At 62.4% G+C, this 20,681-nt stretch carries 20 protein-coding genes; 10 read left to right on the top strand and 10 right to left on the bottom strand.

All coding sequences use genetic code 11. The annotated features are described in order from the left end of the window. The first annotated feature begins 39 nt into the window (after positions 1-39). From metG to FA04_RS07330, 3 genes are read left to right on the top strand one after another with little or no spacing between them, the layout of a single operon-like run. Entirely contained in the window at positions 40-1,593 is a 1,554-nt protein-coding gene (gene metG, locus FA04_RS07340) for a methionine--tRNA ligase (protein ID WP_034803485.1), read from the top strand. A gap of 12 nt (positions 1,594-1,605) precedes the next feature. Next, on the top strand, positions 1,606-2,385 hold the full coding sequence (locus tag FA04_RS07335; protein ID WP_034803483.1) for a TatD family hydrolase: 780 nt from the start codon (positions 1,606-1,608) through the stop codon (positions 2,383-2,385). A 1-nt stretch (position 2,386) separates the two neighbouring features. Next, positions 2,387-3,220 (top strand): MBL fold metallo-hydrolase, encoded by an 834-nt coding sequence (locus tag FA04_RS07330; RefSeq protein ID WP_034803481.1) that lies wholly within the window; start codon positions 2,387-2,389, stop codon positions 3,218-3,220. Between the two features lie 32 nt (positions 3,221-3,252). Here FA04_RS07330 and FA04_RS07325 read toward each other — a convergent pair whose 3' ends face one another. Beyond that, positions 3,253-4,209 carry a phosphoribosylaminoimidazolesuccinocarboxamide synthase gene (locus tag FA04_RS07325; protein WP_177235797.1) on the bottom strand — a complete coding sequence of 319 codons (957 nt, stop codon included), beginning with the start codon at positions 4,207-4,209 and terminating at the stop codon, positions 3,253-3,255. 233 nt (positions 4,210-4,442) lie between these two features. On the opposite strand from FA04_RS07325, the gene FA04_RS07320 reads away from it, so the two are divergent. From FA04_RS07320 to FA04_RS07305, 4 genes are all read left to right on the top strand, one after another. After that, positions 4,443-5,816, top strand: coding sequence for an ISNCY family transposase (locus FA04_RS07320; protein ID WP_034805396.1), 1,374 nt, complete (start codon positions 4,443-4,445; stop codon positions 5,814-5,816). A 692-nt stretch (positions 5,817-6,508) separates the two neighbouring features. After that, on the top strand, positions 6,509-7,129 hold the full coding sequence (locus FA04_RS07315; RefSeq protein ID WP_034791373.1) for a helix-turn-helix domain-containing protein: 621 nt from the start codon (positions 6,509-6,511) through the stop codon (positions 7,127-7,129). An 11-nt stretch (positions 7,130-7,140) separates the two neighbouring features. Then, on the top strand, positions 7,141-7,938 hold the full coding sequence (locus tag FA04_RS07310) for an SRPBCC family protein (protein WP_034791371.1): 798 nt from the start codon (positions 7,141-7,143) through the stop codon (positions 7,936-7,938). A gap of 209 nt (positions 7,939-8,147) precedes the next feature. Continuing rightward, entirely contained in the window at positions 8,148-8,570 is a 423-nt protein-coding gene (locus FA04_RS07305) for a DUF4864 domain-containing protein (protein WP_034791369.1), read from the top strand. A gap of 22 nt (positions 8,571-8,592) precedes the next feature. On the opposite strand, the gene tgt is transcribed toward FA04_RS07305, so the two are convergent. The 5 genes from tgt to coaD all read right to left on the bottom strand — a co-directional run bounded on the left by tgt (position 8,593) and on the right by coaD (position 12,514). Further along, positions 8,593-9,723 carry a tRNA guanosine(34) transglycosylase Tgt gene (gene tgt, locus FA04_RS07300; protein WP_034791366.1) on the bottom strand — a complete coding sequence of 377 codons (1,131 nt, stop codon included), beginning with the start codon at positions 9,721-9,723 and terminating at the stop codon, positions 8,593-8,595. Next, positions 9,724-10,806 (bottom strand): tRNA preQ1(34) S-adenosylmethionine ribosyltransferase-isomerase QueA, encoded by a 1,083-nt coding sequence (gene queA, locus FA04_RS07295; protein WP_034791364.1) that lies wholly within the window; start codon positions 10,804-10,806, stop codon positions 9,724-9,726. A 73-nt stretch (positions 10,807-10,879) separates the two neighbouring features. Continuing rightward, positions 10,880-11,389 carry a peptidylprolyl isomerase gene (locus tag FA04_RS07290; protein WP_034791362.1) on the bottom strand — a complete coding sequence of 170 codons (510 nt, stop codon included), beginning with the start codon at positions 11,387-11,389 and terminating at the stop codon, positions 10,880-10,882. Between the two features lie 22 nt (positions 11,390-11,411). Next, the gene (locus tag FA04_RS07285) at positions 11,412-11,984 is read right to left on the bottom strand and encodes a peptidylprolyl isomerase (RefSeq protein ID WP_034791360.1); all 573 of its coding nucleotides are present in this window, start codon (positions 11,982-11,984) and stop codon (positions 11,412-11,414) included. A 35-nt stretch (positions 11,985-12,019) separates the two neighbouring features. Beyond that, positions 12,020-12,514 (bottom strand): pantetheine-phosphate adenylyltransferase, encoded by a 495-nt coding sequence (gene coaD / locus FA04_RS07280; protein ID WP_034791358.1) that lies wholly within the window; start codon positions 12,512-12,514, stop codon positions 12,020-12,022. 360 nt (positions 12,515-12,874) lie between these two features. Between coaD and FA04_RS36350 the strand changes: the two genes are divergently transcribed. Then, positions 12,875-13,003, top strand: a complete 129-nt coding sequence (locus FA04_RS36350) for a hypothetical protein (protein WP_255380878.1) — start codon at positions 12,875-12,877, stop codon at positions 13,001-13,003. A gap of 132 nt (positions 13,004-13,135) precedes the next feature. Here FA04_RS36350 and FA04_RS07275 read toward each other — a convergent pair whose 3' ends face one another. The 3 genes from FA04_RS07275 to FA04_RS07265 form a co-directional block, all read right to left on the bottom strand. Beyond that, positions 13,136-14,545, bottom strand: coding sequence for an MATE family efflux transporter (locus FA04_RS07275; RefSeq protein ID WP_034791355.1), 1,410 nt, complete (start codon positions 14,543-14,545; stop codon positions 13,136-13,138). Positions 14,546-14,688: 143 nt separating this feature from the next. Further along, the gene (locus FA04_RS07270) at positions 14,689-16,002 is read right to left on the bottom strand and encodes a TCR/Tet family MFS transporter (RefSeq protein WP_082573008.1); all 1,314 of its coding nucleotides are present in this window, start codon (positions 16,000-16,002) and stop codon (positions 14,689-14,691) included. A gap of 166 nt (positions 16,003-16,168) precedes the next feature. Continuing rightward, entirely contained in the window at positions 16,169-17,077 is a 909-nt protein-coding gene (locus FA04_RS07265; RefSeq protein WP_034791353.1) for a LysR family transcriptional regulator, read from the bottom strand. Positions 17,078-17,198: 121 nt separating this feature from the next. Here FA04_RS07265 and FA04_RS07260 point away from each other — a divergent pair, with 121 nt between their 5' ends. Further along, positions 17,199-18,191, top strand: a complete 993-nt coding sequence (locus FA04_RS07260) for an aldo/keto reductase (protein ID WP_034791351.1) — start codon at positions 17,199-17,201, stop codon at positions 18,189-18,191. A gap of 61 nt (positions 18,192-18,252) precedes the next feature. Here FA04_RS07260 and ypfJ read toward each other — a convergent pair whose 3' ends face one another. Beyond that, positions 18,253-19,191 (bottom strand): KPN_02809 family neutral zinc metallopeptidase, encoded by a 939-nt coding sequence (ypfJ, locus tag FA04_RS07255; RefSeq protein WP_034791344.1) that lies wholly within the window; start codon positions 19,189-19,191, stop codon positions 18,253-18,255. A 263-nt stretch (positions 19,192-19,454) separates the two neighbouring features. On the opposite strand from ypfJ, the gene FA04_RS07250 reads away from it, so the two are divergent. Further along, entirely contained in the window at positions 19,455-20,483 is a 1,029-nt protein-coding gene (locus FA04_RS07250; protein ID WP_034791309.1) for a zinc-dependent alcohol dehydrogenase family protein, read from the top strand. Positions 20,484-20,681 lie beyond the last annotated feature (198 nt).

The following is a 20,681-nucleotide window of genomic DNA, read 5'->3' as shown; positions in this document are numbered from 1 at the left end:
AGCGTGCGTAGCTTAATCCGAGATAGATCGAATCCGCCTATGAGAGACACGTCCCCCTTCTACATCACGACAGCGATTTCCTACCCGAACGGCAAGCCGCACATCGGCCATGCCTATGAACTGATCGCGACGGATGCCATGGCGCGCTACCAGCGCCTCGACGGACGTGAGGTTTTCTTCCTGACCGGCACGGACGAGCACGGGCAGAAGATGCAGCAGACGGCGCGCAAGGAAGGCGTGACGCCGCAGGAACTTGCCGACCGCAATTCGGCCGAATTCCAGAAGATGGCCGTGGCCCTGAACGCGTCCAACGACGATTTCATCCGCACGACCGAGCAGCGCCACCATCAGGCGTCGCAGGACATCTGGATCCGCATGGGCGAGGCGGGCGACCTCTACAAGGACTCCTACGCCGGCTGGTATTCGGTGCGCGACGAAGCCTATTATCAGGAGAACGAGACCGAGCTGCGCGCCGACGGCGTGCGCTACGGCCCGCAGGGGACGCCGGTCGAGTGGGTCGAGGAGCAGAGCTACTTCTTCAAGCTGTCCGAATACCAGGACAAGCTGCTGAAGCACTACGAAGAGAATCCGGATTTCATCGGCCCGGCCGAGCGCCGCAACGAAGTGATCTCCTTCGTGAAGTCCGGCCTCAAGGACCTCTCGGTTTCGCGCACCACCTTCGACTGGGGCATCAAGGTGCCGAACGATCCGGCGCATGTCATGTATGTCTGGGTCGACGCGCTGACGAACTACATCACCGCGACCGGTTATCTCGACGATCCCAAGGGCCCGCGCGCCAAGTTCTGGCCAGCGAACATCCATGTGATCGGCAAGGACATTATCCGCTTCCACGCGGTCTATTGGCCGGCGTTCCTGATGTCGGCCGGCCTGCCGCTGCCCAAGCGCGTCTTCGCGCACGGCTTCCTGCTCAACAAGGGCGAGAAGATGTCGAAGTCGCTCGGCAACGTCGTCGACCCGTTCAACCTCGTCGAGCATTTCGGTCTCGACCAGATCCGCTATTTCTTCCTGCGCGAGGTGTCGTTCGGCCAGGACGGCAGCTATAGCGAGGAAGGGATCGCGACCCGCATCAATTCCGACCTTGCCAACGGCATCGGCAACCTGGCGAGCCGCTCGCTGTCGATGATCGTCAAGAACTGCGACGGCCAGGTGCCCGTGTGCGGCCCCCTGACCGACGAAGACAAAGCGATGCTGGCCGCCGCCGACGCGCTGCACGAGATCACGCGCGACGAGATGGGTAAGCAGATGATCCACCGGGCGCTGGCGGCGATCATCGCCGTCGTCTCCGAGACCGACCGCTACTTCGCCGGCCAGGAGCCCTGGGCGCTGAAAAAGACCGATCCAGCGCGCATGGGCACAGTGCTTTACGTGACGGCCGAAGTCGTGCGCCAGATCGCAATCCTGCTTCAGCCGTTCATGCCGGAATCCTCGGCGAAGCTGCTCGACCTGGTGGCTGCACCCGCCGACAAGCGCGACTTCGCAGCGCTCGGCGAGGCCGGACGTCTCGCCTCGGGCACGCCGCTCGAGGCGCCGAAGCCGGTCTTCCCGCGCTATGTGGCACCCGAAGCGCAGTAAGGCATCTTGAGCATGCTGATCGATACCCATTGCCATCTGGACTTCCCCGATTTCGAAGCGGAGCGCGACGCAATCGTCGCGCGGGCGCGCGAGGCCGGTGTCGGGCAGATGATCACGATCTCGACCCGCGTGAAGCGGTTCGAGACGATCCTTGCGATCGCCGAGGCCTATCCGAACGTCTTCTGTTCCGTCGGCACCCATCCGCACAACGCCGACGAGGAGCTTGATATCACCACCGAGGATCTCGTGCGGCTTTCGGCCCATCCGAAGGTGGTGGCGATCGGCGAGGCGGGTCTTGATTACTTCTATGACAATGCGCCGCGCGAGGCCCAGGTCGAGGGCCTGCGTCGTCACATTGCGGCTGCCCGCGAGACCGGCCTGCCGCTCGTCATTCACAGCCGCTCGGCCGATGAGGACATGGCGGCGATCCTGACCGAGGAAACCGGGAAGGGGGCCTTCCCTTTCCTTCTGCACTGCTTCTCTTCCGGTCCGGAGCTCGCCCGTGTCGGCGTGGAGCTCGGCGGCTACGTGTCCTTTTCGGGCATCCTGACTTTCCCGAAATCCGAAGAGCTGCGTGAAATCGCCAAGACCGTGCCGCATGACCGGATGATCGTCGAAACCGACGCGCCGTACCTCGCGCCGAAGCCGTTCCGCGGCAAGCGCAACGAGCCGGCTTACGTTGCCCATACGGCAGCCGTGCTTGCCGAGACGATCGGCGTGACCACTGAGGAGATTGCAAGGATCACCACGGAGAATGCCTTCCGCGTCTTCTCCAAGATGCCGAGGCTCTGACGTGGCGTTCCGGCGCACTTTCACCATCCTCGGCTGCGGCTCGTCACCAGGCGTGCCGCGCATTACCGGGGACTGGGGCGCCTGCAATCCTGACAATCCGAAAAACCGGCGCATGCGCGCGGCCTTGCTCGTCGAGCAAATCGCGCCCGACGGCGGCAAGACGACCGTCGTCATCGACACCGGGCCGGATTTTCGTGCGCAGATGGTCGCAACGGACGTGCGCCACATCGATGCGGTGATCTATACCCATTCCCATGCCGACCATCTGCACGGGATCGACGACTTGCGCGGTTACGTCATCGAAAACCGCAGACGGGTGCCGATCTGGGCCGATGCCTATACGATGGGCCGTATTCGCGAGGGGTTTGGTTATTGCCTGGAATCACCGCCAGGCAGCGGCTATCCACCGATCGTCGAGCCGCACATCATTGCCGATGATCTGTCGCCGGTGGTGATATCAGGCGCCGGCGGGCCGATCGCGTTCCGGCCGCTGATGCAGTTTCACGGCAATATTCATTCTCTGGGCTTCCGCATCGGCGACTTTGCCTATTGCAGCGATGTCAGCGATTTTCCGGCCGAGACCATTGCCAAGCTCGGCGACCTCGATCTGCTGGTGATCGATACGCTGCAGTACAAGTTCCACCCGAGCCATCTGTCGCTGGTGCAATCGCTCGGCTGGATCGAGCGCCTCAAGCCGAAGCGGGCGGTGCTGACACACATGCACGTGCCGCTGGATTACGACACGGTGCAAGGCGAGACGCCTGATCATATCGAACCGGCATACGACCTGATGCGGCTCGAATTCGATGTCGATGATCCTACGCTCGGCGCCTAAATCAGATTAGAATAAATCTCTAATATACTGATTTATTTCGAGAAATATGCCGTCAGGTTGGCGCGAATGCGATCCAGAACCGTCGCACCCGACAGATCCGGAACGAAGCGCTGGCCGGTGATCTTTTCGAAGGCTTCGATATAGACTGCCGAGGTCTGCTCGATGAGATCAAGTGGAATTTCCGGGATCGGATCCTTGTAGGGATCGCAGCGCGCAGTGACCCAGGCACGGACGAAATCCTTGTCGAAACTCCTGGGACGTTCGCCGCGCTCGAAGCTTTCCTGGTAGCTGTCGGCGATCCAGTAGCGGCTGCTGTCGGGTGTGTGGATCTCGTCGGCGAGAATGATCGTGCCGTTTTCGTCGGTTCCAAACTCGTATTTGGTGTCGACGAGGATCAGGCCGCGTTCGGCGGCGCGCTCTTGACCGCGGGCAAACAGCGCAAGCGCATATTGCCAGACGGTATCGAGCTGTTCCTTCGTCAGCAGTCCTTGCTCGAGGATCGCTTCGACCGAAAGCGGCTCGTCATGGCCGCCGTCGAAAGCCTTGCTGGTGGGCGTGATAATTGCCTGGGGAAGCTTCTCATTGTCGCGCATTCCGTCCGGCAGGGTGATGCCGTACATCTCGCGCTCGCCGTTGCGGTATTTCGTCAGGATCGAGGTGCTGGTCGTTCCGGCGAGATAACCGCGCACGACGACCTCGACCGGCAGGATGTCGAGCCGCTTGCCGATGACGACATTGGGGTCCGGATAGCTGACCACATGGTTCGGGCAGATGTCGGCGGTTTCCTCGAACCAGTAGCGCGCCGTCTGCGTCAGCACGTGACCCTTGTTCGGGATCGACGTCAGGATGACGTCGAAGGCGCTGAGGCGGTCCGTCGCGATGATGATGCGGTGGCCATCGGGCAGGTCGTAGTTTTCGCGAACTTTGCCTTTGTAGCGGTTTGGCAGTTCCGGAATGAAAGCATCTGAAAGAACGCGCAATTCGCTCATCACATCTGGCCTTGAAAATGAGGTGTTTGGTTCGGGAACGCTAAGCAGGCTGGAAAGGCCGGGTCAAGCTCGCCAAGGCAACGTTCAGCCGCAATCCATGCTTTCCGGCATATACATTAGTTCCATAATCTATCTTATGTGATCTTTGCATGTAGCCGCAAAGTTAAAGTGTCCTGATCCTGCAAAGTTGGAATGTCACTCTCCCCGGGTTTTGATGACCTGGGAGATTGCGGATGGGATTGATTGCGATGAGCGAGCGCGATCTGCAGCGGATTGAGGTTTTGTCGAAGGTGATCGCCGGACGCATGACGTTGGTGTCGGCGGCACATGTGCTTGAGCTGAGCACCCGCCAGGTTCGCCGGTTGCTGGAGCGGATCAGCACTGGCGGTGCGGCGTCGATCCGGCACCAGGCGATCGGCCGGCCATCGAACAACCGGATCTGCGACGGCGTACGCGATTACGCCATGACGATCGTGCACGAGCGTTATGCCGACTTTGGTCCGACGCTGGCGGCCGAGAAGCTTGCGGAGCGTGATGGTCTGACGGTGTCGCGCGAGACCTTGCGCCAATGGATGTCGGAGGCCGGCTTGTGGCTGTCGCGCAAGCAGCGACGGACGTTCCATCAGCCGCGGCTGCGGCGCGAGGCCTACGGCGAGTTGGTTCAGATCGACGGTTCCGAGCATCGCTGGTTCGAAGATCGCGGCGATCCATGTTCATTGCTGGTGTTCATCGATGATGCGACCGGCAAGCTGATGCAGTTGCGGTTTGTGCGCTCGGAAAGTGCGTTCAGCTATTTCGAGGCGCTGGAACTCTATCTGAAGGCGCATGGTGCTCCCGTCGCCTTCTATTCCGACAAGCATTCGGTGTTCCGGGTTGCGAAGAAGGATGCCAAGGGCGGCCAAGGCATGACCCAGTTCGGGCGTGCACTTTGCGAGTTAAACATCGAGATTCTTTGCGCAAACTCGAGTCAAGCCAAGGGCCGGGTCGAGCGGATGAACCGGACGCTACAGGACCGGTTGATTAAGGATCTGCGTCTGGAGGGCGTCTGCGGCATGGACGACGGCAACGCTTTCCTGCCTCGGTTCATGGAGCGCTATAACCGCCAGTTTGCCATTACCCCTGCCCGATCTGATGATCTGCATCGGCCGCTGAACCTTGCCCCGGATCGGCTGCGCGACGTGCTATGCAAACGTGAGCAGCGTTATGTCGGTGCCCAGTTGACGTTTTCGTACGAGCGCCAGCGGATCATGCTGGAAGAGACCGAGGTGACGCGCGGGCTGGTCGGTCGCTATGTCGAGACCTACGCGCTTGCCGACGGCAGGCTGGATGTGCGTTGGAAGGGGCATTCCCTACCCTACCGGGTGTTCGACAAGGACCAGCGGGTGACGCATGCGGCGATCACCGAGAACAAGCGGCTCGGTGAACTCCTGACCTACATCAAGGAACGTCAGGAGCAGCAGACGAAGCCCGCCGTGAAGACGAACAGCGAGAAGAACGGCTACGTTCGACGCGCGCGCGGCCCGGGACGTCGGAAGGATTTCATGAACGATCCTGCGGTCATTGCCCGGCGGCGACAGGCGCTCTCTGACCTCGATGCGGCGGAATGACCGGCTGCTTCAACTGTCCAAGCTAAAGCCGATGGGTGCGTCTCATCCGCCCCCTCCCTTCCCTTGCAACCCGGTCCAGCCGGTTCGGTCGGGGGCTTGCCTCAGCGCCAACGGAGATGTCGAGTGTCGCATGTCTAAATGGCTGACGACGCGCCGCCCAAATTGACATTTTAACTTTGCGCCAAAGCGGACAGTTCAACTTGGCTGCCACATTGCATGTGGTCGGGCGGGTTCAAGGATGACATGCGACCCTCTTTCCAACGTTTGCGCAAGGCGCGCGCTCGTCACTTGCAGCACGCCCCTGGCGCTCAAGCCGTCCCAAACGCGGCACGCTCTTCCATGTAGGCCAATGGATCAGGTTCGTCTTTCATCATCGATCGTTCCGGCATTCATCGGCGCGCTTCCATCGATACATTGCCTCCCGCTACCTTGGGTGGTGACATTCAGAGAAAAACGACGACCTGCCAAGCGGTCGGCAAACGTTAGCGTCGCGTCGCGTGGAGAAGCTCAACCGGGAACCTAACCCGGCTCAGCGCCTTTCCGCATAGCTGGCTCCATTGGGCGAGCCTGAATGGTTGGAAGGCTCCGCAAAGCTGAGGTCGCGCATGCCAGCGGGCACTCGGCATTCCCCTACCCGCATTAGGTGCAATCATCGCCTTGACAAAAAAATCTGTCAAGGCGATGATTGCACCATGCTCGATCTCGATGTCATAGACGCGCCGGCCGCCGCCGCACTTGCCCTGGAGCCGATCAAGGCCCGTTTGCTGGCGGAACTTGCCGCGCCCGCATCGGCTGCCGCGCTGGCTGTGCGGGTGGGGCTGACGCGCCAGAAGGTCAACTACCATCTGCGTGCGCTCGAAGAGCACAAACTGATAGAACCGGCAGAGCAACGCCGCTGGGGCGGGTTGACCGAGCGCCTGATGGTCGCAACCGCCACGTCCTATGTAGTTTCGCCGGCGGCGCTGGGGCCGATTGCTGCCGACCCCGGGCGGAGCAGCGATCGCCTGTCTGCGAGCTATCTGGTCGCACTGGCGGCTCGCATGGTCCGTGAGGTCGGCGGACTGCTGCGCAGCGCCCGTACGCAGGACAAGCGCCTGGCGACGCTGTCGATCGACACCGTGATCAACTTTCGTTCGCCTGCGGAGCGCGCCGCCTTTACCGCCGATCTCGCCCAGGCGGTGAGCGCGCTCGCCGCGCGCTACCACGACGAAGGCGCGCCGGACGCCCGGCCGCACCGGCTCATCATCGCCTCCTACCCTGCGCCGAGCGACGAGAGCGCAGCCAAGGGCGAACCCGACGACACCAACTCCTGAAAGGATATCCCATGCCGATCAAGAAGGATGGCAGCGGAAAGCGCTGGGTTGAAATGGAACTGATCTTGCCCGGCTCGCCCGAAGAGGTCTGGCAGGCGATCGCAACCGGCAGCGGCAACAATGCCTGGTTCACCAAGACGGAAATCGATGAGCGGGTCGGAGGCAAGATCGCCTTCGACTTCGGTCCGAACGGCAGCTCGACCGGCGAGGTGACGCATTGGGAGCCGCCTGCCCGCTTTGCCTATGTGGAACGCGAGTGGAGCGAGGGCGCGCCGCCGGTCGCAACCGAAATCACCGTCACGGCGCGTTCCGGCGATCGCTGCGTGCTGCGCATGGTGCATTCGCTGTTCACAGCGAATGACGACTGGGACGACCAGTTGGAAGGCTTCGAGGGCGGATGGCCGGCGTTCTTCGAGATCCTGAAGATCTATCTCGTACATTTCGCCGGCGAGAAGGCGGTCAGCAGCTTCGCCATGGTTTCAACCGGGGAACCGCAGGCAAGAGTCTGGGAACGCCTGACCGAAGCGCTGGGACTTCTCGGCGCCAATGTCGGCGAGGAGCGCAGCACGCCACCACGGCCCGAACGCCTTGCCGGCATCGTCGAACGGGTACAGCAGGACACCAAGCAACGCTATCTGCTGCTGCGCCTGAAGGAACCCGGCGCCGGCATCGCGCTCTTCGGAAGCTACTCGACCGGCGAAGGCACCAATGCCAGCATCGCGCTCTATCACTATGGAGACGGTGCCAAGGCGCGCGCGAAAGACAGCGAGCCGAAATGGCAGGAATGGATGGCGACAACGTTCAACTAGATCGCCGCCGCCAGTCTGAGCACGCCATTACGCGGACATCACCAACTTATGATATCTGAGATCTGGCTTTCATATCACCAGACAACAAATTGAATTAACACGATTTACATAGACAGATCTGAGCCATTATCTGAAGCTGTCACCAAAGCTCCTGTTTCCAAAAGCCGCGACTGTCCTATGGTCTTTCATTGCGGCTATGGAGATCGACGATGTTCAGGAGCTTTGCGATTGCCCTCGGTATGGTGGCACAACTGGCAGCCGCGACTGCCGCTTGTGCGGAGGAACCCGTCGATACGGCGCGAACGATCATACGGGAACAGATCACTGCCTTTCTGCAGGATGATGCCGAGACCGCCTACTCCTTCGCTTCACCCGCGATCCGCAGCAAGTTTCCCGACAAGGCAAGCTTCTTCGAGATGGTGAAGCGCGGCTACCAGCCCGTCTACCGGCCCGGCAACTTTGCTTTTGGTCGATCGAAGGTGGTTGGCGACCAGGTGCTGCAGGAAGTTCTGATCTCGGCGCCAGACGGCAAGGACTGGACCGCAGTTTACGAACTCGTGAAACAGCCGGATGGCAGCTACAAGATCAACGGCGTGATGATTTTGCAGTCGGCGTCGGGACCGGCCATCTGAGACACCGGTCCGCTGGCGGCCATCAGACCGGGGGAAGGTCCCCTCGCCGCCAGGTTTCCTGCGTTTCGGCCATGAAATCAGCGAAGCGACCTTCTTCGATCGCCAGGCGAATTCCGGCCATCAGTTCCTGATAGTAGGCCAGATTGTTCCAGCTGAGCAGCATGCCGCCGAGCGATTCGTTCGAGCGGATCAGATGGTGCAGATAGGCACGCGAATAGTCGCGCGTCGCAGGGCAAGAGGATTGCTCGTCGAGCGGACGCATGTCTTCGGCGTGGCGGGCATTGCGCAGGTTGATGCGGCCGTGGCGCGTGAACGCGAGGCCGTGGCGTCCCGAGCGAGTCGGCATCACGCAGTCGAACATGTCGATGCCCTCGGCGACCGACCGCAGGATGTCGTCTGGCGTGCCGACGCCCATCAGGTAACGGGGCTTGTCCACCGGCATGATCGGGCAGGTAATGTCGAGCATGCGCAGCATCACCTCCTGCGGCTCGCCGACGGCGAGACCGCCCACCGCATAGCCCTTGAGATCGAGGCCCTTCAGTGCTTCAGCCGAGCGTTCGCGCAGCTTCGGGATATCGCCGCCCTGCACGATGCCGAACATCGCCTTGCCCGGCTGGTCGCCGAAGGCGACCTTGCAGCGCTCGGCCCAACGCAGCGACATTTCCATCGCGCGCTCGATTTCCTTTGGCTCGGCCGGCAGCGCCACGCATTCGTCGAGCTGCATCTGGATGTCGCTGTCGAGCAAGCCTTGAATCTCGATCGAGCGCTCCGGCGACATATGGAAGAGCGCGCCATCGACGTGGCTCTTGAAGGTGACGCCCTGCTCGTCGAGCTTGCGAAGGCCCGCCAGCGACATGACCTGGAAGCCGCCCGAATCCGTCAGGATCGGGCCCTGCCAGCGGATCAGGCCATGCAGACCGCCGAGCCGCGCAACGCGTTCGGCGCCTGGGCGCAGCATCAGGTGGTAGGTATTGCCGAGAATGATGTCGGCGCCAAGATCCTTCACCTGGTCGAGATACATCGCCTTGACCGTGCCGACGGTACCGACGGGCATGAAGGCCGGTGTGCGGATGGTGCCGCGCGGCATGGACACTTCGCCGCGACGGGCCTTGCCGTCGGTCTTGTGTAGCTTGAACTGGAAGGTCTCGGTCATTTAGTCTTTCCGGAAAAGCAGGCTGGCGTCGCCATAGGAATAGAAGCGGTAGCCGGTTTCGATCGCATGCGCGTAGGCCGCGCGCATCGTGTCCAGGCCGCTGAAGGCCGAAACCAGCATGAACAGCGTTGATTTCGGCAGATGGAAATTGGTCATCAGCATGTCCACCGCGCGGAAGCGGTAGCCGGGCGTGATGAAGATACCCGTCGGACCGGACCAGGACTTGACCGTGCCGTCTTCCGAGGTGGCGCTTTCGATCAACCGCAGCGAGGTCGTGCCGACGCAGACGATGCGCCCGCCCCTCGCCTTGACGGCGTTCAGCCTCTCGGCGGTCCGGGCATCGACGTGGCCGATCTCCTGGTGCATCACGTGGTCGTCGGTATCATCAGCCTTGACCGGCAGGAACGTGCCCGCACCCACATGCAACGTCACGAAGTGGCGCTCGATGCCGGCCTCGTCGAGCTTGGCGAAAAGACGGTCGGTGAAATGCAGACCGGCGGTCGGCGCCGCAACGGCGCCCTCCTCTCGGGCATACATGGTCTGGTAGTCGGCGCGGTCCTGCGCATCCTCGGCGCGCTTGGAGGCGATGTAAGGCGGCAAGGGAATGTGGCCGACCGCCATGATCGCCTCGTCAAGCGAGGGACCCGAGAGATCGAAGCGCAGCGTCACTTCGCCGGCATCGCCCTTTTCCTCGACGGTCGCGTCGAGCGTTCCGAGAAAGCAGCTTGAGCCACCGTGGCCGAAGGCAATGCGGTCGCCGACCTTGAGGCGTCGTGCCGGGCGGGCGAAAGCCTTCCAGCGGTCGGGTGCGACCCGCATATGCAGCGTCAGCGAAACTTGCGTCGCGATCTCCTCGCCGCGGCGGCGGATGCCTTCGAGCTGCGCCGGGATCACCTTGGTGTCGTTGAAGACAAGCGCGTCGCCTTCCCTCAGGAACGACGGCAGGTCGAGCACGCCCCTGTCCGCAAGAACGTCGGCGCCATCGGGGCGCACCACGAGCATACGGGCGCTGTCGCGCGGGCTTGCGGGCCGAAGCGCAATCGAAGTTTCCGGGAGGTCGAAGTCGAACAGCTCTACGCGCATTGTTATCTTCAGACAAAAGCAAACCCGCCCCGGCGCAGTTGGCGACCGGGGCGGGTTCGTGCATTAGCGCAAATCAGGCGTCTGCGGCAACCCGCATCGTGACGATCGTATCGGGATCGCGCACCGGCTCGCCGCGCTTGATCTTGTCGATGTTGTCCATGCCTTCGATGACCTGGCCCCAGACAGAGTACTGCTTGTTGAGCCACGGCGCGTCGGTGAAGCAGATGAAGAACTGCGAGTTGGCCGAGTTCGGCATCTGGCTACGGGCCATCGAGCACGTGCCGCGAACGTGGCTGACGTTCGAGAATTCGGCCTTCAGGTCCGGCTTTGAGGACCCGCCCATGCCGGCGCGGGCCGGGTTGAAGTGCTCGCCGCCGGTCTTGCCGTACTGCACGTCGCCGGTCTGGGCCATGAAGTCCTCGATCACGCGGTGGAATACCACGCCGTCATAGGCGCCTTCGCGGGCCAGTTCCTTGATGCGAGCGACATGCCCCGGAGCGACGTCGGGCAGAAGCTCGATGACGACTTTGCCCTTGGTGGTCTCCAGGATGATCGTGTTTTCCGGATCCTTGATCTCGGCCATGGGTTTTCTCCTTCTGTTGATTTTACTTGCCGACCTTGACGCTGATCATGCGGTCGGGATCGGTGACGGAGCCGTTGTTGGCGTCGTCGCCGAGCTTGATCTTGTCGACATTCTCCATGCCGGAGACGACCTTGCCGACGACCGTGTACTGGCCGTTGAGGAAGTCGCCCGGGGCGAACATGATGAAGAACTGCGAATTCGCGCTGTTCGGGTCCTGCGAGCGGGCCATGCCGACCGTGCCGCGTTCAAACGGGACGTCGGAGAACTCTGCCGGGACGTCCGGACGCGACGAACCGCCGGTGCCGGCAGCCTGCGGCTGGTAGCCGTTTTCCATGTCGCCATACTGCACGTCGCCGGTCTGCGCCATGAAGCCCTTGATCACGCGATGGAAAGCGACGTTGTCGTATTCACCGGCCGCGGCCAGCGCCTTGATCTGCTCGACATGCTTCGGCGCGATGTCAGGCCTGAGTTCGACGACGACCGGACCATCCTTGAGCGTGATGGTGATGAAGTTGTCGGCCGCTTGCGCAAGCGCCGTGCCCGTGAAGGAGGCAAGCGCGATGGCGCCGGCAAATGCGAGGTGGAGGATTTTCATGGTTTCTCCCTGCGTGGTGAATTTGGGGCCGCCCGTCAGGTACGGCGTTTGGCCTGCAGTGCTTCGTAGACGGACTTGGGCACGAAGGCACTGACGTCGCCGCCCATGGCCGCGATCTGGCGGACCAATGTGGCCGTAATGGGCCGTGATGCCGTGCCCGCCGGCAAGAACAAGGTCTGGATATCCGGCGCCATCTGCCGGTTCATCCCGGCCATCTGCATCTCGTAGTCGAGGTCGGTGCCATCGCGAAGGCCGCGCACAAGCAGCTTTGCGCCGCGCTCTCGCGCCGCGTCGACGACCAGATTGTCGAAGGAAACGACATCGATGTCGCCTGCCCTGTCCGGCAGAAATTCGTGGAGCGAGCGGCGGATGAGCTCGGCGCGTTCGTCGAAGGAGAAGAGAGGTGCTTTGCCGGGGTGGATGCCGATCGCGACAATGACTTTCGCCGCCACGTTCAGCGCCTGCACGAGCACATCGAGATGCCCGTTCGTCATCGGATCGAAGGAGCCGGGATAAAATGCCGTGGTCATCGCACCTGTTTCCGTTTGGTGAAGCCTTTTGTCACGGACGGCGACAGATCGCAAGAGTTGTACGGCGGTTGACCCTGTTCCCTGGGAAACAGCGGGACAGAAAGAATGAATGCTAGATGAATGCCATGTTCAACGGTGCTTCACAGCAAAGACGTTAAGTGTAGTGCCAGTAACAACGGAACTTTTTTGAACGTACTGCCGTTTAGGATGCGAAAGGATTACGGCTATGGGACTTGCTCTGTTTTCGATGGCGATGTTTTTCGCGATGATCTTTGCGACGATACATGGACTGCGCAACGAGTCCCGTGACCGGCGCGACCGCTACGCGACACAGAAAATCTTCCGTTGATGGAGGGCACTATGGCCACCCTATTCATGATCGCGGCAGCGGTCATCAGTCTCGTATTCTTGATCGACTTTGCCCGGACGATACGCGACCTCCAGCGCGATCGCCAGGGTTCGGAACGGCTCGACGGCTTTAACGTCTAGCAGTTCCAAAGCTTCGTAAAACGAAGCGTGGTAGTAAGCGGCCGTCGTTCCCTTCCCCTGAGGCGACGCCATTGTAAGCCGGACGGCATCCCCTGCCCGTCCGGCTTTTTCTTTGCTCTTCTTCGCCCCAAGTCAGGCGCCCTTGGCGGCAGCCTTCGCCGTTATCTCGCCGAGCATCCGGAAGAAGCGCCAGTTCAACAGCACCGCGGCGGCTGCAAGCCCGAGGACGAAGCCGAACCACACGCCGATCCCGCCGAAATTGAAGGGAAAGGCAAAGAGCCAGGCGCAGACGAAGCCGATCGGCCAATAAGAAACCATCGCCAGCAGCATCGGCACCTTGGTGTCCTTCAGGCCGCGCAGCATGCCGGCGGCGATCGCCTGCATGCCATCGACGAGCTGAAACGCACCGGCAATGACAATGAGCGGAGCCGCGAAGGCAAGCACCGCCGCAGCGTCCGGACGGGCTGTGTCGAGATAAAGGGCAGCCAGTTGGCTGGGGAAGAATGCGAAGATGGCGCTGCCGACAATGGCAAAGCCGGCGCCGAGCACCAGCGAAGCGATCGCCGCGCGCCGAACGCCCAGGAGGTCACCGCGGCCATAGGCAAGCCCGACCCGCACCGTGGCGGCCTGCGCAAGCCCGAGCGGGATCATGAAGGCCATCGAGGCGAATTGCAGCGCGATGCCGTGCGCCGCAAGCTCGACCGTGCCGATCGTGCCCATCAGCAGCGAGGCGACGGTGAACAGGCTGACCTCGGCAAGGATCGTCAGCGAAATCGGAATTCCGAGAAAAACGACTTCGCGGAAGGCGACCCAGTCGGGCCGCCAGAAGCGGACGAAGAGTTCGTACTGGTTGAGCTCCGGCTTGCTCTTGATATAGCCGATCGTCAACGCCGCGCCGAGCACGGCAACGCCAAGCGCTGCGACCGCCGCACCGAAGATTCCGAGTTTCGGGAAGCCGAAGTGGCCGAAGATCAGCACGTAGCAGAGCGCGGCATTGAGCACGAGCGTCGCCAGCGTGACATAGAGAATGATCCCTGCCCTCTCCAGGCCACTTAGGAAGGCCCTCAGCACCATGAAGATGAGACCGGGGAAGATCGCCCATTGCGCGATGCGGACATATTCTCCTGCAAGGGCTGCGACCTTGGGCTGTTGGCCGGCAAATAGCAGGATCGGCTCGGCCATCCAGAGGATCGGCGCGGTCAACAGGCCGTAGAGCATCACCACCCACATGCCCATGCGCACCGAGCGGCGCACCGAAACCTTGTCGCCACGGCCGACGGCCTGTGCTGCCATCGGCACCACCGCATTGGCAAATCCGTTGCCGAAAACATAGACGGTGAAATACATCTGGGTCGCGAGGATGATCGCCGCGAGCTCGGTGGCGCCGAGCTTACCGACCATCAGGACGTCCGTCGTGTTGATCGCGAGCTGCGCAAGCTGCGCACCGATGAACGGCACGCCCAGATAGAAGCTCGCGCGATAGTGCGTCCGCCAGGAATTGTCGGTCGTCAACGGTATCGGGCTCGCATTCGCGGTCAGCATGGCAGATTCCTGGCAGTCAATGCGGCTCCGGGCCGCAACCGAAGATCGGGGGGGAGGAATCCGGAAATAGAATACCGTCGGGCAAAGAGCCAGACGCAAGGGCGAGGTTGCTCAAAGTTTCATCGATAGATCACGAAAATTGATCAATTTCCGTGCAATCGTGGCCGCTCCATCGCCTCTGGCTCGTCCGGCGCTACGGCGTCGGCCGGCCCGGCATTCTCCGCGCCTTCCGGTCCGACCGCCCTGCTTCTCGGTATCTTCAGGAAGAACACGATAAGCGCGCCGACGAGGAAGGAACTGGCGAGTGCATAGGGCGCGCCGGCAAAGGCGACGGGCGCGGCAGGGCTGGTGAAATAACCGAAGGCCTGGGTGAAGATCAACGGACCGATGATCGTGGTGATGCTGCCGATGCTGGTCAGCGCGCCCTGAAGCTCGCCTTGTGCCGACGACGGCACGTGGGCCGCGGCGATACTGCGCAGCGGCGGATCGGCGAGGCTTTCGAGCGCGGTCGCGATGATCACCGCATAGATCATCCACCCCTGCCAGGCGCCGGCATAGCCGATGGCTCCGAGCGTGGTGAAGGTCAGGCCGAGCACGGCCGTGCGCCACTCCCCAAGCCGCGGCACCACACGCGGCAGGATGACGGCCATGACGAAGGCACCGCCGATACCGAAGATCCCGAGCGAAAGTCCGATCTGCCCCTCGCTCCAGCCGTAGCGGTAGCTGGAAACGAAGGACCAGACGGCCGGATAGACCGAATGGGCAAGCCAAAAGAGAAAGAACACCAGCCCCACCCAGCCGATGCCGGGGTAATTGCACATCTGCTTGAGGGCGCCGAGCGGGTTGGCGCGTTTCCACTCGAACCGGCGGCGGTTGGCGCTGTCGAGTGTCTCGGGCAGCAGGAATACGCCAAGGATAAAGTTGACGAAGGACAGCGCTGCCGCGCCGTAGAACGGGACCCGCGGGCCGAGTTCGCCAAGCAGACCGCCAAGCACCGGCCCGAGCGCGAAGCCGGTACCAAAGGCAATGCCGATCAGCCCGAAATTCTTGGCTCGGTTCCCGTCATGACTGATGTCGGCGATGTAGGCCGATGCCGTGCCGAAGCTGGCGCCGCTGACGCCGGCGAGTACACGACCGATGAACAGCATCCAGTAGCTGGTGGCGAGCGCGCAGATCAGGTTGTCGAGCGCGAAAGTGAAGACGGATGCGAGCAGCACCGGTCGGCGGCCGAATCGATCGCTGAGATTGCCGATCAGCGGCGCAAAGAGAAACTGCATCGCCGCATAGACGAGCAGCAGCCATCCACCATCGATCGCCGCCTCGCTGACATTGGCGCCGGTCAATTCCTCGAGATAGGCCGGCAGCACCGGCACGATGATTGCGATGCCAATGATATCGAGAAACAGGATGAGGAAGACGAGGAACAGGCCGCGTCGCACAAATTTCTCGTCGCGCATGCGATCCCTCCCCGGCGGCCTGCCCCGGGAAAAGAGACAGAACGTGAACAACGCTACCAATTTAGGTGTAACGGATCATTTCGCACGAAACAATCCGTGAACGTCCCAAATTTTCTGATGGGACTATCGCAATGGTTGATAGGTCGGGCCGCTTACAGCCCATGCCTCAGCGGTGGTCCCGCCGCTGTTCGCGCTTCAGGAAGTCCACGAAGGCACGCAACGCCGCTGGCATATGCTTGCGGCTTGCATAATAGAGAAGCGGACCGGAGAAGCTCGTCGTCCACGCCTCAAGGATGAGCACCAGACGCCCTGCGGCGACCGCGGGCGCGATGAATTCCTCGAAGGTCCGGATCACGCCAAGGCCGTCGATGGCCGCCCCGAGTTCGAGATCGATCGTGTTGGCGGTGACGACGGCTGGCGGCGCGATCGTCAGCGCCGCCTCGCCCTCGCCGAACTCCCAGGGAAGCGAGAAGCCGCTGGCGAAGCGGTGGCGAATGCAGGCGTGTTCAAGCAGGTCGCGCGGATGGCCGGGCACGCCGCGCCTTTCGAGATAATCCGGCGCCGCGGCTGTGACATAACGCTGGCGGCTCGGCCCGATCGGGATCGCGATCATGTCGCGCTCGACGCGTTCCTCGTAGCGGACGCCCGCATCGAAACCGGCAGCGAGGACATCGACGAAACCGTCCTCCGCCGTCACCTCCAGGGAAATTGCCGGGTGCTCGCGCAAGAACCGGCCGATGATCGGTGGTAGAATTTCGCGCGCGACGATGGTCGGAACGTTCAGTTTTAGCGTTCCCGCCGGACTGTCGCGCATCTCGTTGACCTGATCGAGCGCACCGGCGATCTCGCCGAGGGCCGGCGTCAGCCGATCGAGCAGCCGCGTGCCCGCCTCCGTCAGGGTGACGCTGCGGGTCGTGCGGTTGAGCAGGCGCACCTGCAGCTTCGCTTCAAGGCGGCGGAGCGCCTCGCTCAGCGCCGACGCGGAAACGCCGCGCTTCTTCGCAGCCGCGCGGAAGCTCCGCGCCGCGGCCACTGCGGTGAAGGCATCGAGATCAGCAAGCGGCAAGTCGTCCATTGTGCGGAATTTCGTACAAGTCGTTCGATTGAGATCGGATTATCGCACGGCATCGGACGAAGTAAACAGGAGACCGAGCAAACGGCCGGCTGGTTTTCGGCCTTGTCGAAGGAGAACGAAGATGGATTACGTTTCACTCGGAAAGTCCGGTCCCTCGGTTTCGGCGCTCGGCCTCGGTTGCATGGGCATGTCCGGCATGTACGGCCCTGCGGACCGGGCCGAAAGCATCGCCACGATCCATGCAGCGCTGGAAGCCGGCATCACGCTGCTCGACACCGGCGATTTCTACGGCATGGGTCACAACGAGATGCTGATCGGCGAAGCGTTGAAGGGCGGAAGGCGCGACAGGGCGCTGCTGAGCGTGAAGTTCGGCGCCCTGCGCGATGCCGCCGGCAACTGGTTGGGCTACGATTGCCGGCCCAAGGCCGTTCGCAATTTTCTCGCCTACACGCTGCAGAGGCTCGGCGTCGACCATATCGACATCTATCGTCCCGCCCGGCTCGACCCGGATGTGCCGATCGAGGACACCATTGGCGCAATTGCCGATCTGGTGAAGGCGGGTTACGTCAGGCATGTCGGCCTCTCGGAAGTCGGATCAGAAACCATCCGGCGTGCGGCGGCCGTGCATCCGATCGTCGACCTGCAGATCGAGTATTCGCTGATTTCGCGCGGCATCGAGGATGAGATCCTGCCGACCTGCCGCGAACTCGGTATCGGCATCACCGCCTACGGCGTCCTTTCACGCGGGCTGATCAGCGGCCATTGGCAGAAAGGCGCGGCCGGCAAGGGCGATTTCCGCGCCATGAGCCCGCGGTTTCAGGAAGGCAACATCGATCGAAACCTCGCCCTCGTCGAGGCTTTGAGACGAATCGCCGAAGGCAAGGGCGTGTCGGTGGCACAGATCGCGATCGCTTGGGTTGCGGCCAAGGGCAAGGACATCGTACCGCTCGTCGGCGCGCGGCGGCGCGATCGACTGGCAGAGGCCCTGTCGTCGCGCGACGTCCATCTCAGCGCAGACGATCTGGCGGTGATCGAACAGTCAGTGCCGAAGAATGCGGCAGCCGGCGCGCGGTATCCAGAAGCCCAGCTCGCCCACATGGATAGCGAGCGCTAAGCCACAAACGAAAGGGCCGGCAGACAAGCCGGCCCTTTCGAATGATTCTGGTTCAAAGAAATCAGGCCGCGCCCGAGAAAGTATCACAGGCCGTCATCTTGCCGCTGTCGAAGCCGCGCTTGAACCAGCGCATGCGCTGCTCGGAGGTCCCGTGATTGAAGCTCTCGGGAACGACATAGCCCTGCATGCGCTTCTGCAGCGTATCATCGCCGATCTGGGTGGCCGCGTTCAGCGCCTCTTCAAGGTCGCCCTGTTCGAGCAGGCCCTTCTGCTGGGTATACTTGCCCCAGACACCGGCGAAGCAATCGGCCTGCAGTTCGACGCGCACCGACATCTGGTTGGCTTCGGTCTCGCTCATCGACTGGCGCATCTGGTTGAACTTCGGCAGAACGCCGATCAGGTTCTGGACATGATGGCCGACCTCATGCGCGACGACATAGGCCTGGGCGAAATCGCCGGCCGCATCGAACTTCTGCGCGAGTTCGTCGAAGAAGCTCATGTCAAGATAGACCTTGCGGTCGCCCGGGCAATAGAACGGCCCGGAGGCAGCCGAAGCAAAGCCGCAGGCGGAACGCACCTGGCCACGGAAAAGCACCATCTTCGGCTCTTCATACTGCTGGCCGTTTGCCTGGAAAATGCCGTTCCAGGTGTCTTCAGTCTCGGCGAGCACCGTCGCCATGAACTGCTTCATTTCCTCTTCCTGGGCGGATCCGCGCGGTGCCGGCGAACCATCGCTCTGCTCGAAGCCCGGCATCTGCACCTGGCCGCCGCCGCCTTCCAGCACCTGCAGCATGTCGATGCCCATGGCCTTGAGGATGAAATAGAGCACGACGAGGAAGATAATCGTACCGAAGCTCATACCGCCTCCGGCGCGCCGCATGCCGCCGCCACCGCCTGGCATGCGAAAACCGCCCCCGCGCCCAAACGGGTTGCCGCCACCGGGGCTCGCGCCGCGCTGGTCTTCGATATTGTCGGATTGGCGGCGGCCCTTCCATTCCATGATCTGTCCTCCCCGGCCTCTGAAAGGCGTTGTCGGTCTGCTCTTTTATAAGACGGCCCTAACGTCGTTGTAAAACGCAATCGCGCCCCGTAAGTTCGCGATCTCACCAATCTTTTTGACAAGGCGACCACTTCGCCAAGGCGCTGCCGGCAGCCGGGCCGCCGGCCCGACCGGCCGCCCTCTCTTGAACAGCCGCGCTCGCCTTGACGCAAACCTGCTTTGCGGCTCCTATGCCCATGCGGACAGGGCGAGGAGGCAGGGCGATGAAGGCATTGCGGCTCAAAGGTATCGGTCAGCTGCGGGTCGCAGAAGTGCCAAAGCCCCTACCCGGCCCGGACGATCTGCTGGTGCGGGTCGAAGCCTGCGGCATCTGCGGCACGGACCGGCATCTGCTGCACGGCGAATTCCCCTCGACCCCGCCGGTGACGCTCGGCCACGAATTCTGCGGCATCGTCGAGGCGGTGGGAAGCAGGGTCTCCGATATCGCAATCGGCGCGAGAATCACCGGCGACCCCAACATCGCTTGCGGTACCTGTCCGCAATGTACCGCCGGGCGCATCAATCTCTGCCGCAATCTCCGGGCGATCGGCATCCATCGTGACGGTGGTTTTGCCGAGTACGTGGTTATGCCCCGCAAGCAGGCCCATGACATACCACTGAGCCTCGCCCCCGTTCATGGCGCCTTCTGCGAGCCGCTCGCCTGCTGCCTGCATGGCGTGGATATGGCGGGCATTCGCGCCGGCTCCTCCGTCGTCGTCCTTGGCGGCGGTGTGATCGGCCTACTGGTCGTGCAGCTCGTCCGCCTCGCCGGCGCAACGACGGTCATTCTTTCCACACGACAGGCGGCAAAGCGCCGCCTTGCCGAAGAGGTCGGCGCAACGGCGACGGTCGATCCTTCCTCTACCGATATCATCGAACAGATCGCCGGTGACACCGGGCTCGTTCCCGGCGGGGTCGATGTCGTCATCGAATGCGCCGGCGTTGCCGAAACCGTCATGCAGTCGACTCGCCTTGCCAGGTCCGGTGGCACCGTCGTGATCCTCGGCGTCATGCCGAAGGGCGAGACCGTGGAAATCGAACCGTTCGACATTCTCTTTCGCGAACTGCGGGTGCTCGGATCCTTCATCAACCCCTTCGTCCACCGCCGTGCAGCAGACCTCGTCGCCTCAGGCGCCATCGAGATCGACAAGCTGATTTCGCGGCGGGTGACGCTCGGCGAAGCAGCCAACGTCATTGCGCATCCGCCGGCGGCCGGAGAGGTCAAGGTTCTCGTCATCCCCGGCCGCCCCTGACATTTCCGGCGCTGTTTCGCCGTGCGCGAAGCGCTCTGCATGGCCGGAGGTGCGCAAATATGGCTGGTTCCTGTCGATTCCGGAATTTTCGGGGTTTCGCTTGCAGAAACATTTGCCTATAAGCCGCTTCTAGCCTGAAAAGACCCATCAATGCGTGCCCGGCCGGTGACCTCCCACCTCGGCCGGTTTTTCGCGCAG

It is taken from the genome of Ensifer adhaerens, from assembly GCF_000697965.2.
GTDB lineage: Bacteria > Pseudomonadota > Alphaproteobacteria > Rhizobiales > Rhizobiaceae > Ensifer > Ensifer adhaerens.
This window is presented reverse-complemented; position numbering and strand designations above follow the sequence as displayed.